This window comes from Microbulbifer maximicatervae (SeqCode) (assembly GCF_052467825.1).
In genome coordinates this window covers 3,104,199-3,117,882 of record NZ_CP174327.1, presented here as the reverse complement: position 1 = coordinate 3,117,882, position 13,684 = coordinate 3,104,199, and the positions used below count along the sequence as shown (strand labels likewise).

The 13,684-nt window shown below is 49.4% G+C and carries 15 protein-coding genes; 9 read left to right on the top strand and 6 right to left on the bottom strand.

The genetic code is table 11. The annotated features are described in order from the left end of the window. Position 1 precedes the first annotated feature (1 nt). Positions 2-814, top strand: coding sequence for a glutaminyl-peptide cyclotransferase (locus ACJJII_RS13870; protein WP_444896609.1), 813 nt, complete (start codon positions 2-4; stop codon positions 812-814). On the opposite strand, the gene ACJJII_RS13865 is transcribed toward ACJJII_RS13870, so the two are convergent. Further along, positions 798-1,226 (bottom strand): hypothetical protein, encoded by a 429-nt coding sequence (locus ACJJII_RS13865; protein ID WP_157953964.1) that lies wholly within the window; start codon positions 1,224-1,226, stop codon positions 798-800. The genes ACJJII_RS13870 and ACJJII_RS13865 overlap by 17 nt on opposite strands. Before the next feature lie 153 nt (positions 1,227-1,379). On the opposite strand from ACJJII_RS13865, the gene recQ reads away from it, so the two are divergent. From recQ to ACJJII_RS13850, 3 genes are all read left to right on the top strand, one after another. Next, positions 1,380-3,185 carry a DNA helicase RecQ gene (recQ, locus tag ACJJII_RS13860; protein WP_444916613.1) on the top strand — a complete coding sequence of 602 codons (1,806 nt, stop codon included), beginning with the start codon at positions 1,380-1,382 and terminating at the stop codon, positions 3,183-3,185. Positions 3,186-3,283: 98 nt separating this feature from the next. After that, complete coding sequence (locus tag ACJJII_RS13855; RefSeq protein ID WP_444916612.1) at positions 3,284-4,795, top strand: CoA-acylating methylmalonate-semialdehyde dehydrogenase; 1,512 nt, start codon at positions 3,284-3,286, stop codon at positions 4,793-4,795. A gap of 279 nt (positions 4,796-5,074) precedes the next feature. Beyond that, on the top strand, positions 5,075-5,317 hold the full coding sequence (locus ACJJII_RS13850) for a hypothetical protein (protein WP_444916611.1): 243 nt from the start codon (positions 5,075-5,077) through the stop codon (positions 5,315-5,317). Positions 5,318-5,430: 113 nt separating this feature from the next. On the opposite strand, the gene ACJJII_RS13845 is transcribed toward ACJJII_RS13850, so the two are convergent. From ACJJII_RS13845 to djlA, 3 genes are all read right to left on the bottom strand, one after another. Next, a complete protein-coding gene (locus ACJJII_RS13845) occupies positions 5,431-6,273 on the bottom strand; it encodes an OmpW/AlkL family protein (protein ID WP_444916610.1) in 843 nt (280 codons plus the stop codon). 429 nt (positions 6,274-6,702) lie between these two features. Continuing rightward, positions 6,703-7,011 (bottom strand): BolA family protein, encoded by a 309-nt coding sequence (locus ACJJII_RS13840; protein ID WP_282933570.1) that lies wholly within the window; start codon positions 7,009-7,011, stop codon positions 6,703-6,705. Between the two features lie 46 nt (positions 7,012-7,057). Then, the gene (gene djlA / locus ACJJII_RS13835; protein ID WP_444916609.1) at positions 7,058-7,843 is read right to left on the bottom strand and encodes a co-chaperone DjlA; all 786 of its coding nucleotides are present in this window, start codon (positions 7,841-7,843) and stop codon (positions 7,058-7,060) included. A 236-nt stretch (positions 7,844-8,079) separates the two neighbouring features. On the opposite strand from djlA, the gene ACJJII_RS13830 reads away from it, so the two are divergent. The 3 genes from ACJJII_RS13830 to ACJJII_RS13820 all read left to right on the top strand — a co-directional run bounded on the left by ACJJII_RS13830 (position 8,080) and on the right by ACJJII_RS13820 (position 10,875). Further along, complete coding sequence (locus ACJJII_RS13830; RefSeq protein WP_413665045.1) at positions 8,080-8,685, top strand: hypothetical protein; 606 nt, start codon at positions 8,080-8,082, stop codon at positions 8,683-8,685. A 403-nt stretch (positions 8,686-9,088) separates the two neighbouring features. Next, on the top strand, positions 9,089-10,507 hold the full coding sequence (gene atzF, locus ACJJII_RS13825; RefSeq protein WP_444916608.1) for an allophanate hydrolase: 1,419 nt from the start codon (positions 9,089-9,091) through the stop codon (positions 10,505-10,507). Between the two features lie 14 nt (positions 10,508-10,521). Further along, positions 10,522-10,875 (top strand): allophanate hydrolase-related protein, encoded by a 354-nt coding sequence (locus ACJJII_RS13820; RefSeq protein WP_413665855.1) that lies wholly within the window; start codon positions 10,522-10,524, stop codon positions 10,873-10,875. Here the strand turns inward: ACJJII_RS13820 and ACJJII_RS13815 are convergent. Continuing rightward, the gene (locus ACJJII_RS13815; RefSeq protein WP_444916607.1) at positions 10,802-11,683 is read right to left on the bottom strand and encodes a LysR family transcriptional regulator; all 882 of its coding nucleotides are present in this window, start codon (positions 11,681-11,683) and stop codon (positions 10,802-10,804) included. The two genes, ACJJII_RS13820 and ACJJII_RS13815, sit on opposite strands and share 74 nt — an antisense overlap. 91 nt (positions 11,684-11,774) lie before the next feature. Between ACJJII_RS13815 and ACJJII_RS13810 the strand changes: the two genes are divergently transcribed. Together ACJJII_RS13810 and ACJJII_RS13805 are read left to right on the top strand one after the other, a co-directional pair. After that, positions 11,775-12,425 carry a hypothetical protein gene (locus tag ACJJII_RS13810; protein WP_444916606.1) on the top strand — a complete coding sequence of 217 codons (651 nt, stop codon included), beginning with the start codon at positions 11,775-11,777 and terminating at the stop codon, positions 12,423-12,425. Beyond that, a complete protein-coding gene (locus tag ACJJII_RS13805; protein ID WP_444916605.1) occupies positions 12,426-13,073 on the top strand; it encodes a type 1 glutamine amidotransferase in 648 nt (215 codons plus the stop codon). A 91-nt stretch (positions 13,074-13,164) separates the two neighbouring features. Here the strand turns inward: ACJJII_RS13805 and ACJJII_RS13800 are convergent, their stop codons facing one another. Next, the gene (locus ACJJII_RS13800) at positions 13,165-13,611 is read right to left on the bottom strand and encodes a hypothetical protein (protein WP_444916604.1); all 447 of its coding nucleotides are present in this window, start codon (positions 13,609-13,611) and stop codon (positions 13,165-13,167) included. Between the last annotated feature and the right edge of the window lie 73 nt (positions 13,612-13,684).

Below are 13,684 nucleotides of genomic sequence, written 5' to 3'. Positions count from 1 at the left end.
GATGAACCGACTTCTCGTGAACAGCTGGATACTGTTATTGCTTTACGCCCCGTGGCTGCAAAGTGCAGCTGCAGAGACACAACTCCAGACAATCCCTTTTTCCATCCTGGAAGAGCGCCAGCGTGGAGGGGACCATTTCACCCAGGGGCTTTTCTACGATGGTCAACGCTGGTGGGAGAGCAGTGGTCGCTACCGCCGCTCCTGGCTCGCCGAGTATACCGATCCTGGCGCCAATCCAGTAAGACGCAAATGGCTGGCCAGGAATCGTTTCGCCGAAGGGCTCACAGTTCTCCACGATAAACTTTACCTGCTGACCTACAAGGCGGGAGAGGTCCATGTCTACCACGCAGACAAGCTCCAACATTTGAAGGTCATGCACTATCGAGGCGAAGGCTGGGGCCTCACCAGTAATGGCCAGCAGCTGATTATGAGTAATGGCAGTGGCGAACTGGTTTTCCGCGATCCCGATACTTTTGAGGTAGTGCGACACCTCAAAGTTCAAGGCGGAGGTAAAAATTGGTCCAGACTCAATGAATTGGAATTTGCCCAGGGCCTGATTTGGGCAAATATATGGCAAGAAAAACAGATTATTGCCATCGATCCGGAGAGTGGCCAGGTGCGCGGCATTATCGATCTCAGCGCTCTCAATCCGGCCGGCAGAAATCACCCTGACACCGTGGCCAATGGGATCGCCTGGGACAAAGCCAAAAATGGGCTCTGGATAACTGGAAAGTACTGGAAACAGCTCTATTTGATTCGCCCTGCAGGACTGGGCTTTGAGCGTACCAGTAGAGTTTCTAACGCTGATCCGTAACGGTCAGCACCCCCCCATCCCGGAGATAGTCCATCGCAGACAACTGCAACTGCAAGCGATAGCCGTGCCCCCTGCTCTGTAGGCTGACGCCTTCCAAACTCGCCTCGCCGTCATACAGCGTGGTGAATTTCCCTTCTTCATTTTCCCACTGAATATTTTCAACTTTTTGCATGCCGGGTAACTCAAGAGTGACCACTGTGAACTCTTCCGGCAAAGGCTGTAGCTCAACCTGGGCAACACCCGATGCGGTCGCCAGGGAAAATGCCAGTTGGTTTTCCGGTGCTGTTTGCCACCCCAGGTGAGTGTCAGCAACAACAGATTGAACCAGATTATGTGGGGAGGTGGAGGCGCACCCCAGAAGTCCGGCAGGAACCGTCAACGACAACACAGTTGACAAAATCAATGTGCGCATAGCCCTATCCTTAGCTTGCCGCTGTGATGGCGTAGGATTATAACCCGCGAAATATGTCACAGGCGTAAAGCCGCCAATTTCATTCAATTTCAGCGGCATACTCATCAATAAACATACCACGCGCGATCGAGCCACAAGGTATACTCCCCGCCCATGAATTCCCCACAACATATTCTCGAACACGTTTTTGGCTATACCGATTTCCGCGATCCTCAAAAAGCAGTTATCGACACACTGGTAGCCGGCAATGATGCCCTGGTATTAATGCCCACCGGCGGTGGTAAATCCCTGTGCTACCAGATTCCCGCCCTGGCGCGCCCCGGGTGTGGAGTTGTAATCTCCCCCCTGATTGCCCTGATGCAGGACCAGGTAGAAGCTCTTCAGGAAGCCGGCATCCGCGCCGCTTACTTGAATTCATCAGTGGCCTACGACGAAATCCAGGCAATCGAAAGCCAGCTATTACACGGTGAGCTGGATCTCCTCTATCTGGCCCCGGAGCGGTTACTACAGCCACGAACCCTGTCATTACTGCAACGGGTAGAACTGTCGCTGTTTGCCATTGATGAAGCCCACTGTGTTTCCCAATGGGGGCACGACTTTCGCGCCGACTATCTGCAACTCAACTGCCTGCACGAGCAATTCCCCCGGGTACCCCGTATTGCCCTGACAGCAACAGCAGACAAGCGCACCCGTGCAGAAATTGCTCGCCGCTTGGACTTGGAAGAGGCTCGCCACTTTGTCAGCAGCTTCGACCGCCCCAATATCCAGTACCGCATTGAGCCCAAGGACAACCAGCGCCGCCAACTGCTGCAATTCTTACAGAATGGACACCAGGGCAACGCCGGGGTTATTTACTGCCTGTCCCGAGCCAAAGTGGAGAACACTGCGGAATGGTTGAGCCAGCAGGGCTTCACTGCCCTGCCCTATCACGCCGGACTACCCGCCGAGACCCGCGCCGAGCACCAGCGCCGCTTCCTGCGTGAAGAGGGCGTCATTGTTGTCGCCACCATTGCATTTGGTATGGGGATTGATAAGCCGGATGTGCGTTTCGTTGTTCACCTGGACCTGCCCAAAAGCATAGAAGCCTACTATCAGGAAACGGGCCGCGCGGGCCGCGATGGTGGGGCCTCAGTTGCTTTACTCCTCTACGGTCTTGAGGATGTGGTAAAGATCGGCCAGATGGTGGAGTCCTCAGAGGGCAGCGAAGAGCACAAGCGCCAGGAGCGCAGCCGCCTGAATGCCATGCTCGGGCTGTGTGAAATCACCAGCTGCCGCCGCCAGGCCCTACTGGACTATTTTGCGGAACCACTGGACAACCCCTGCGGCAACTGTGATACCTGCCTGGAGCCGCCTGCCACCTGGGATGCCAGTGAGGCAGCGGTAAAACTACTCTCCTGTGTCTATCGCACCGGACAGCGCTTCGGCGCCAGCCACGTGATCGATGTACTGCGCGGCTCCGAGAACGAGAAAGTCCGCAAATTCGAGCACGACCAGCTCTCCACTCATGGCATCGGCAAAGACCTGAGCGCAGCCGAATGGCGGGCAGTCGTGCGACAGCTGATTGTTCGCGGCTATCTGGAGGTCGAGGGGGAGTTCCAGGGGCTGGGGCTCACTGAAATTTGTCGCCCGCTGCTGCGACGGGAGGAGACTCTCAACCTGCGCAAGCTTCCCCCGAAAGCGGCGCGCTCGCAGAGCCGTGACAATCACAACCTGGATGATCTAAGCCCAGAAAACCAAGTGCTTTGGGAAGCCCTGCGCAACTGTCGCAAACAGTTGGCTGAAGAGCGCGGCGTGCCGCCTTATGTCGTCTTCCACGATGCGACCCTGCGCGGCATGGTACAAGCCCACCCACAAACACGCAGCGAGCTATTAGCGGTCTCCGGCGTTGGAGACAGTAAACTCGAACGCTTCGGCGATGCATTTTTGGCGGTTCTCAGGGATTTTCCCAAACACGAATAACTCCAACCAGTCGGGAGCTTTTCCCCAAAACACAGAGCTGTGTTACAAAGGGGCAAAGCAGTAGAACAATAATTGATAAACCCGACTGAGAGAGAACTATGAAAGTAATCGGCCACCTGATTAATGGCAACATGGTTAATGACACCGGTGCCGCAGGTAACTCCGAACTCCAAGAGGTCACCAACCCCTCCACCAACGAAGTGATCGCCCAGGTTTCGTTAGCCTCTAAAGCGACTGTTGAAGAGGCCATTAGCGCAGCTGAAGCGGCCTTCCCCGCTTGGCGAAACCTTCCGACGGCCAAGCGAGTACGAATTATGTACCGCCTGCGAGACCTGCTGCAGGACAACGCCGCAAAGATTTGTGAGCTGATTACCCTGGAACACGGCAAAGTCCTTGACGATGCGATGGGGGAATTACAGCGAGGCATCGAGAATATCGAGTACGTTTGCTCTACTCCGGAAATGCTAAAGGGCGAGCACAGTAAAAATGTCGGGCCGGCAATAGACTCCTGGAGCGAATTCCAACCACTGGGTGTTTGTGCCGGCATAACCCCCTTTAACTTCCCCGCTATGGTCCCCCTGTGGATGTGGCCCATGGCAATTGCCTGCGGCAATACCTTTGTACTAAAACCCTCCGAACGCACACCCTCCTCCGCACTGTTTATCGCGGAGCTGGGTATAGAAGCCGGCATCCCTACAGGGGTACTGAATGTGGTTAACGGCAGTAAAGAGGCCGTCGATATACTCCTCACCGATAAACGTGTCCAAGCGGTGAGCTTTGTGGGATCGACTCCGATCGCAGAGTATGTCTACACCACAGGCACCGCCCATGGCAAAAGAGTGCAAGCGTTTGGTGGTGCCAAGAACCATGCGATCATCATGCCCGATGCCGACCTGGACAACGCTGCCGCTGCTCTGATGGGCGCAGCCTATGGTTCCTGTGGTGAACGCTGTATGGCCATCTCTGTCGCTGTAGCGGTAGGTAATGAAACCGCCGATGCCCTTGTTGAGAAGCTCAAAGTACAAATTGCTGATCTGAAAATCGGCGATGGTATGGACAGCCAAAGCGATATGGGGCCACTGGTAACCCGGCAACACTTACAAAAAGTGGAGAGTTATATTGCCGCTGGTATCGAAGAAGGTGCCGAGTTGGCTGTAGATGGGCGCAACCAAACCGTTTCCGGTTTTGAAAATGGTAATTATCTAGGTGCCTGCCTGTTTGATCGAGTTACTCCGGAAATGTCGATTCACAGCGGGGAGATATTTGGCCCGGTACTCTGTGTGATGCGTGTCGAGTCCATGCAAGAGGCAATGGATATTATCGATGCTCATGAATACGGTAACGGCACCTGTCTATTTACTCGCGACGGTGAGGCCGCACGCTATTTCAGCGACAATATTAAAGTTGGAATGGTCGGTATCAACGTACCTCTGCCGGTACCGGTAGCACACCACAGTTTCGGTGGCTGGAAGCGTTCACTGTTTGGCGACCTTCACGCCTACGGCCCCGATTCAGTGCGTTTTTACACCAAGCGCAAAACCATTACCCAGCGCTGGCCTACCAGTGGTGTAAGGGAAGGTATTCAGTTCAGTTTTCCTTCAAATCAGTAATTACTGAAACAAGTCATTATAAGAAGGTCCGTAACCAAACGGGCCTTCTTCCTATCTCCAGATATAAACTGCTAGCAGGCATAAAGCTTCAGGACTCCAACCTCTACACTCCTTAAACACTCCCCTGCCCCGATTTTCACACCTAACACCAAAACCTTTTATTTACCTCACTAATTTACTCACAAAAAAAACAAATAAGTTCTTATTTTTTAATGCATCTCATTTACTTTAGATTGACAGGGTGGGATTATTTATTTAGCAATAATTGGAACAACCATTATGAAAACCACAGGTCTCGCCATTGCCCTTGTTGCTGTGCTGACCGCTACCCATCAGGCAGCAGCACAACAGGATGCATCATTTAAGAAATGTAAAAAGTGGCAGCAAAAAATTGAACACTTCCGCGAAGAAAGAAAAGATGGCGGATCGGGAGAGCAGATGGAGAAATGGAAGGACAAGATAAAAAAATTGAGAGAGAAATTTAAAGAATACAACTGCGATCAATATAAGCGCCACTTGTAATCAAGAATTGGCAACTGCAGCACTCAAGAAAAATTATTCGCCTTCCCCTGAATATCAGATGAGCGTTAAATAAAAAAGGACGCCGAAGCGCCCTTTTTTGGCTGCATGACTGATTACCAGTGGAAATCAAACTTGTAGCCTACACCAATGTTGAATGACCAGGGGTCAAAGAGGTAATCACCACCGAATCTGTGGCGATAACGCTCCCCTAGATCGTCATCAAACCAGCGAGCATCCACTTCGATATCAGTATCAACATCATAGTAAATAGCTGCAAGATTGATTAGCCAGCTACTATCGTGACCGAAATTAAAGTCAACACCAATTTGCCAAGTATAACCCCAGTTATCGCCCAGGTTTACACGACCATCCCAAGGACGGAATACTGCATTATCATCAACATCATCCCACCAGCCCCAATGCCTCAAGCGCTCATCGGTAAAGTCGGTGTAGTTGATTCCGACTCCCATATAAGGCTGAACCATACAGCTGGGATCTAGAGGATAGTAATTCAGATAGGCAGCGGTAAGCTGAGGTTTCCATCTGGCAAAATCGCGGCGACGGAAGTTGTCTCTAAAATCATCGTTGAAGCGATACAGCCAGGGCCTGTTATCTCCTCCTGTATGGCGGTCACCCTCGGTGTAACTCAGGGATACACTCATATGGTCAGTAGCCCGCCACTCGACATTGATAAACCAGCCCCACTCATCACTAGGATCAACATTGGAACGGAATGAACCCCAGTCAAAAAAATCATCATCCGGCCAGTCAAAGAATCTATCACCAAAGGTGACATTATCCGAGTTAGGCGAGATATAAGCCCCACCAATTCGAACCTTAAACTCCTGGGTCTTTGGTGGGGGAGGGGCATAGCCAGCCGGTCCTGCCGAAGCGACACTAGAGATTGCTAAGGCGAGGGGCGTCATAACGGGGATCAGAATACGCGTCATCTTCATTTGTGGTAACTCCATTGATATTCAGCAGATCAAACAGCAATCAGCCCAATCAATGGTCAGTCTAGTCGCACGAAGTAACAGGTGTAGAAAAAACAAACAAATGTTGGCGTGTAAAAAAGTATTTATTGTTTTCTGGCACTTAAACCGCTTTTTGGCGTTTAATTTTCCCGAACAAAGTATGATTTTTAAAATGGATAGGCGCCTCTTGGAATTCTAGCGGCCACCAGAGCAAGAGAGATATGAAGAGATCTAAATTAATAAACAAAAAATAGACGCCATTTCACCACTGATTTTTACAACCAGCAAAAGCTTATGAGGGCTTTCGTGACGCAAAAAGAAACTAAAAATTTTTGAATGGCTGTTTACATGAAAAACGCGACAGGTCCCAGAACTGGAACCTGTCTGAGTTGTTTTAAATAAAGCGCTGAATTACGACTTTTTTCCACCACCCTGGCATTCAGGACTCTGGGGGGCCTGTCCCTCCCACTCTTCCGGGCTGTAAGTGTGCAGAGCCAGAGCATGTATCGGGCCGGCCATTTCTTCAGACAATGCCGCATAGACTTTTTGATGGCGCTGCACTTTTCTTGCCGAATTGAACGCCTCACTCACCAAGACGACCCGAAAGTGCATTTCAGAGCCAACGGGCACATTGTGCATATGACTTTCGCATTGCACTTCAATATGCTGAGGCGAAAATTCCGCAGTCAGTTTATCTTTAATTGTCTCAGCAAGACTCATCTATCAACTCCTTTATTTGCGATACAGCAAGGCTACTTTCCAGAACCTAGCTGACAACCTTAGCCTGTTGCTTTCTCGCCTCAACAATCGCTTCATAGGCAACAGTAATACTTTTCATCTGATCATCCGCATGACGCATAAACTCTTCAGGCAACCCCTTGGAAGCAATTTTATCTGGATGATACTCTGCTGCTTTTCGGCGATAAGCTAATTTAAGCTCTTTATCGCTAGTCTCCGGGGTACAACCCAACACTGCGTAATGCTGCTCCAGATTTGCAGCCGTACTCCTACCCCCGTGCAAAAACTCATTTTGCATTGCCGCAAATAAAGATTCATGCAACCCAAGATCAACAGTGATGCGTTTTAAAATTTCTTCTTCTGCGCTGTGTAATTCACCATCGGCATAAGCAACAGCAAATAATAGGCGATACACCATTTCCCGCATTGCTTGATCGCGAACCAGCTGGCGATACTGTTTTGCGTAATCGTAAATGCTGTACTTATCAGTCTTGGCATTTTCAAAAATACGGATTGCATGCTTGCGCTCCTCAGTGCCCAGACGGAGGTTGTTTCTAATAAAGCCCTCTATAAACTCCACTTCAGCTTTAGAAACCAGGCCATCTGCCTTAGCCATTTTTGCCAACATCGAAAATAGAGTCACGATGAAGATTGTCTGGGCTCCATCCCTGCTCAGGGCCGAAGCAGCCTTCCCGAGGCGCTGCTGCAAACTGGAACCAAATGAACTGCCGATCCAGGCTCCCAATGCCGCACCAATTGGGCCGCCAAACATAAAACCAAAGCCTGCACCTAACCCCGCCCCTAACCAGGACATACACTCTCCTAGACGCTAAAAGTCGCGCCCGCTATATAAGAATCAAACAAGTAAAACGCGCCTATCATACCACGTACTAAGGCGCCTTAATCCCCAAATATGAATCACTGGTCACAACCCAATAGAACTGAACCCGCCAGGTCTATCTTTTGACGCGGCAATCAATCTCGAAACTATCACTAGTCCTCAGGCCCAATTATGTTTGAGAGTGAAAATCGAACTTAAAGGCAAGCCGAATGAAAATGCGGCCAGACACAGCTCTCTTTCGCCCCCTATTGGCTTTGTGTGCCATAGCACTCCTCACGTTAACCGGTTGCGATCAACATCGAGGTGCATCCCAGCAAGAGGAGGCCAGCAGCACTCCAGGGCACCAGGACTGGGAAACTATCGTAGAGGTCCTTCTGCACCCCCGCTGCCTCAATTGCCACCAGTTGGAGATGCCACTTATTAATGAAGGGGCTCCCCATGTTCCTAGAGTGGAGCGCGGTCCAGATAATATGGGGGCAGGTACCATGCGTTGCAATAACTGCCATTCAAGTAAAAACAACCCTGTTACCGGTGCGCCTGGAGCTCCAGGGTGGGTTATGGCACCCATTGAGTTGAACTGGTCACAAAAATCCTCGGCTCAAATCTGCAAGCTGCTAACTACTCCCCAAGACAACGGCGGGCGAGCACCAACCAGTCAACTGGAGTTTGTCAGTACCAGCCCACTGGTATTGTGGGGATGGCACCCCGGAGACAGCCGCCAGCCGGTAAATATCCCCCACGACAAGTTCATTGAAGCAATGAAAGGCTGGATTGCAGCAGGGACACCCTGCCCACCAGAGAGGGCATCAAACTAATTATGTATTTGCTAAATCTAAAATTATGCGGTTTACAGTGAGATGAAAATTCTTGAAAAAATATAATCTTAGTAATAAAAACATCGAAATAAATAACAGTTCGGTATCTAGGGAGCCTCTGAATAACTCCGTAATGCCTCTGCGGGTCTTGAAGGCTGCAGATGTTAGGCGCAGCTCGCCGCGAATGGCCGTAGCCCTTTGCAAGAGCTGCAACGCAGCAGCTGTGGCCTTCAAGGCCCGCCCTTCGGGGCTTGCAGAGCGATTCACACTCCGCGTTGCGACTTCTTGAAAGGTCTAGACATTCCTGCGAAGCCGCGCCTTGACTGTGAACCGCTCTGCATGCCAGAGGTATCGCGGAGTTATTCAGAGGCTCCCTAGTTGAAGATATTCTCGGAACCCTTTTATGGCCCACGATTTAACGCTAGACCATCTAAGAAATACCTACTCCCAAGGTATTACAACACCGCGTGAACTCATTGCCAGTCTATTAAAGCAAGCACTGCAGCAAGCCAATTATAACGCCTGGATAACTCTATTAACGCGAGAAGAGCTAGAGCCCTATCTAGAAGCATTGGACCGAATAAGGCCCAGCGATCTGCCATTATACGGAGTGCCCTTTGCTATCAAGGATAATATTGATCTTGCTGGAGTACCTACAACAGCAGCCTGCCCAGACTTTAGCTATATCCCTCACGAAAGCGCATTTGTTGTAAAGCTATTGATTGAAGCAGGAGCTGTGCCGCTCGGCAAAACCAATCTCGATCAATTCGCCACCGGCCTAGTAGGTGTTCGCTCCCCTTACGGAGAAGGTAAAAACTCTTTTAACCAGGAGTATATTTCTGGCGGGAGCAGTGCGGGGTCAGCTATTGCCACAGCACTTGGGCAAGTCAGTTTCGCTTTGGGAACAGATACTGCTGGCTCTGGTCGGGTACCTGCGGCACTCAATAATTTAATAGGCCACAAACCCACTCGGGGACTGCTGAGCACTACAGGGGTTGTCCCCGCCTGTAAAAGTCTCGACTGCGTGTCAATATTCACCCTAAATTGTCAAGATGCCGCCAGGCTACTTGATATTACGGCGAAGTTTGATTCAGCCGATATCTATAGCCGTACCACCCCATCTTCAAATAGGCTGCGGTACTTCCAGGAAAGCTTCCCTAACAATAAGATCAGTTTTTCTTTTGGTATACCTGAGCAACTTGATTTTCAAGGGAACAAAGAAACCCAGGCACTCTTTAATCAATCTATCAAAAAATTAAAAGTGCTGGGCGGACAGGCTGTAACTGTAGACTTTAATCCTTTTATAGAAGCGGCAAAGCTACTATACGAAGGTCCCTGGGTAGCCGAGCGCTGGATTGCAACTCAAGGTGTAAAACCGAAATCCATGCTTGAGGTAATCCGGAAGGTTATTAGCTCCGCGGAAACAAAAACTGCAGCTGATGCTTTCTTGGGACAATACCGCTTACAAGCACTAAAGAGAATCTGTGATAAAAAACTGGAGAATGTCGATTTTATCATTATTCCCACTATACCGACTGCTTACACCCGCCAGCAAATAGCCAAGCAACCCATTCAAAGAAATTCTACTCTCGGAACCTACACAAATTTTATGAATTTATTGGACTATTCTGCGACCGCAGTGCCCGTTGGCTTTCTTAGCTCCGGAATTAGTTGGGGAGTCACTTTGTTTAGCCAGAAACATTGCGATATGTCCCTGCTAAGTTTTTCTAATAGTTTACACCAGGCCTGTAATCTCCCATTGGCTGCTACAGGAGAACGCCCGGGAGAGACATCTAACCAAGACAGCAGCTCTCGCCATTAGCTACACCGGACAAGCTGGCAAAAATTGTAGTCTGTGGTGCACATCTCAAAGAGCAACCTCTCAACTGGCGACTCACTGAGCGGGGAGAACAGTTACATCAGAAAACAACAACCAGTCACCAATACCGACTCTATGATCTCCCCGAGGAGGAGCGCCCCGCTCTGGTTCGCGATGAATCAGGAGATGGGCAAGCCAACCAGGTGGAAATATGGCAGTTACCAAACGAATATTTCGGCAGTTTAGTTGCTGCAATACCCTCTACGGAAGCTGGCTTAACTGGCTCCAATCCAAACATTAAGCCCACTCGGCAAATTTACTTAGCCAGGAGGCATTCGTTTTCCTTCCTACCACAAAGAGCTCTTCACTAGATTTTATATCGCCATCCTCCACCCTAACGATTACCCCACCTATTTCAGTTATCAGAGGCTCTGGCAGAAAAGCGAGCAGCCTGTTATTTTTTACTAGCTGGCAAAGAACCCCATAATCATTTACAACGACCTGCACCTTGCGAGGATAATTAATTTCTGGCCAGCCATCGCTACCTATCCCCCGCTCTTCACCACAGAAGGGGGATATCCTCGGCGCGGCAAATGGATATTGCAAGATATTTGACAGTGAAGCCTTCACCTCAACCCCCTGCTCCACTATCAAAGAGTGATCAGGCCCTGCAGCAATACACATTGATACTGAGCCAAGTGGCCGAGCATCCATTGTGGATGACAACTGCCCCAAAACCGCTCCGGTTATCAGGGCCAGGTCTACCTCCCCTCTGGATAACATCTTCAATGCCAAGGCTTCATAGGCCGATGTGAATGACAACCGCCCCCCTGCTTCCTCAGTAATAAACTTGCGGTGGATAAATGTACCCCAGGCTAGTTGCAGCATGGTCGGAGCAGCAATTCGGCACTCCTGATTTACCTTTAGCTCGCCAACTTCAGAACGAATTCTTCTGGCAATCGCCACCATCTCAACCGCCCGACTTTGCAGTCTGCGGCCTGCTTCATTGATTTTCAGTTGCTTGCCAACTCGATCAAACAGGCGAGTACCCAGCTCTCCCTCCAGCCGTTTTAGGGTTTTACTCAATCCGCCTGGGCTCGTATCCAGCCTGTCTGCGGAGCGCTGCAGGTTCTCCGTCGCAGCAATCACTAGGAACTTCTCAAGTGCTTCTATTTCCATAGTGGAATCAAATGTCTCTATTTTTGAATCGATTATTCACTAGAGTACTCTTAGAATCCCCTGCATCCAAGGTCATAGCTACACAAAACCGATGAAAAATATTCTTCTATTTTTGGCGCTGACAATCAGCTCAAGCTTATGCTTCACACAATCTTCATTAGCACAAAGTGACAATTCGGTCGGCATTCATGGCATGGCCCTGTTTGCCGTCGGCGGGCAAATTATTGCCACACACATGCCACTACATGGCGGAAAACACAGTCATCAAGTTATTTTGGAATTGGAGACTGATGACCAGGAGGAGGTGCAAAACCTCCTCAAGCGAAACGAGTTAGTTACATTGCTTCCAGAGGAATTTTCTTTACGCGAACTACGCGAGGGAAAACTCAATGCCTTTAACGCCCAAATGTTTACAGGGCATTTTGAACGAGGAGGAAAACTTGCGCTGCAAGCTGTTGCTTTCCGAGTAACCTCTCGACTAATAGACAGCCCCCTTACCCGAACAGAAAATGGGCACTACCAATTAATACTCCTTAAAAATTACACTTTGCTTGTGCATGAAATTGCATCCACCCCCAGCTTCGACCAAATACTGCTGGTCAGCACCGACCATAATTTTTCCAGCGACATTTATAGCAGCAGTTTAAAACCGCTTTCGAAAGATAGCTGGCCAAAAAGCCTAACTAAAGCCGGCATCCACTATAAGGAAGAGCTGTATTTTGAAAGTCAGGATTTCCAGTAAATGACCAAACCGATACTGATTATCCAACATGAGGAGAATGAGGGCCCGGGGTATATTTATGACTGGGCTACAGAGAAGCGAATACCGCTTTCTATCATTAACCCCCAGAAGTCACCACTTCCTCAAAGCGGCTTTAGCGGAGTTATTATCCTTGGTGGGATGATGAACGTTTGTGAGCGCGTAAGGCTCCCCTGGCTTGCCAATGAGATTGCATGGGTAAAAAACTGCATTGAACTTCCGATCCCAATATTGGGCATCTGCCTTGGGGCACAGATTCTTGCACATGCATTGGAAGCAGAGATTCGCCAGCTTCCTCAAGAGGAAATAGGCTGGCTACCTATAAGGTCTACAACAGCACTGAATTTTAATTTAGAGAATGTGTTCCAGGCACATAGTTATTTTTTTGAAATTCCGGAGGGGGCAAGATGCTTGGCTGAATCTGATTTGTGCCCTCATCAGGCGTTTATATTCGGCAAAAATGTGTTGGGATTACAATTTCATCTAGAGTGGTCACAAACGGATGTTGCCAAGTTATTTCCCGAACACTTTAAAATCCACGGCTCCCCAGAGGCGCTTCATCGCAAAGGGCGCGATTTATTATTTCAGCTGCTTGATGCGCACTTCACACAGTTAAATGTGAGTTTTTGATACTATTGATTGGGTGGGCGGAATTGGGGAATTCAGCAGGCTTCATAAACTGAATTTCCCCTAACACTCACAAACCAATTCAACAGCTCATCTATTCAGAGCACTTGACCCTTGACTCAGAGCAAAAACCACTGCGTTGGGTGCAGAGTTCAAGTAATTTCCCCTTCGCCTCAATACGGCTAAAGCCATTTGAATGCATGCCTCCCGCCACTGGATCCTTCATATAACAGGCCCACTTTGGACGCTCCTCTACTAGAGCTGGCGGTACCAGTTCGGGCTGAGCTTCAATACTCGCCTGCAACTCCAAAATCAAGCCCTGAAGCCGATGGACATTTTTTCGTAACTTAACCACTTCTTTTTCTAAGTCACGAACATTTTCAGCTCCAACACCCTGTTTGTGGTCAGAGTGTACTTCTTTACGGAGCTTAACCACCTCTTTCTTTAACTGGCGGACTTCTTCCGCAGTTTGATGATTATCATGTGCAAATACACTAGTGGAGAAAAGAGCAAAGGCAATTAAGAATGGCAAACTACGCATTGGGGTTACTTCCTAATGAATTTTTATTCCAGTAAAAATTTTGGGAGGAATATAGCGCAACTAACCTTAACTC

Bases quoted from the DNA above. Each gene is read 5' to 3' on its own strand.
- ACJJII_RS13870 (WP_444896609.1), top strand. From the start codon at position 2: ATGAACCGACTTCTCGTGAACAGCTGGATACTGTTATTGCTTTACGCC.
- ACJJII_RS13865 (WP_157953964.1), bottom strand. From the start codon at position 1,226: ATGCGCACATTGATTTTGTCAACTGTGTTGTCGTTGACGGTTCCTGCC.
- recQ (WP_444916613.1), top strand. From the start codon at position 1,380: ATGAATTCCCCACAACATATTCTCGAACACGTTTTTGGCTATACCGAT.
- ACJJII_RS13855 (WP_444916612.1), top strand. From the start codon at position 3,284: ATGAAAGTAATCGGCCACCTGATTAATGGCAACATGGTTAATGACACC.
- ACJJII_RS13850 (WP_444916611.1), top strand. From the start codon at position 5,075: ATGAAAACCACAGGTCTCGCCATTGCCCTTGTTGCTGTGCTGACCGCT.
- ACJJII_RS13845 (WP_444916610.1), bottom strand. From the start codon at position 6,273: ATGAAGATGACGCGTATTCTGATCCCCGTTATGACGCCCCTCGCCTTA.
- ACJJII_RS13840 (WP_282933570.1), bottom strand. From the start codon at position 7,011: ATGAGTCTTGCTGAGACAATTAAAGATAAACTGACTGCGGAATTTTCG.
- djlA (WP_444916609.1), bottom strand. From the start codon at position 7,843: ATGTCCTGGTTAGGGGCGGGGTTAGGTGCAGGCTTTGGTTTTATGTTT.
- ACJJII_RS13830 (WP_413665045.1), top strand. From the start codon at position 8,080: ATGAAAATGCGGCCAGACACAGCTCTCTTTCGCCCCCTATTGGCTTTG.
- atzF (WP_444916608.1), top strand. From the start codon at position 9,089: ATGGCCCACGATTTAACGCTAGACCATCTAAGAAATACCTACTCCCAA.
- ACJJII_RS13815 (WP_444916607.1), bottom strand. From the start codon at position 11,683: ATGGAAATAGAAGCACTTGAGAAGTTCCTAGTGATTGCTGCGACGGAG.
- ACJJII_RS13810 (WP_444916606.1), top strand. From the start codon at position 11,775: ATGAAAAATATTCTTCTATTTTTGGCGCTGACAATCAGCTCAAGCTTA.
- ACJJII_RS13805 (WP_444916605.1), top strand. From the start codon at position 12,426: ATGACCAAACCGATACTGATTATCCAACATGAGGAGAATGAGGGCCCG.
- ACJJII_RS13800 (WP_444916604.1), bottom strand. From the start codon at position 13,611: ATGCGTAGTTTGCCATTCTTAATTGCCTTTGCTCTTTTCTCCACTAGT.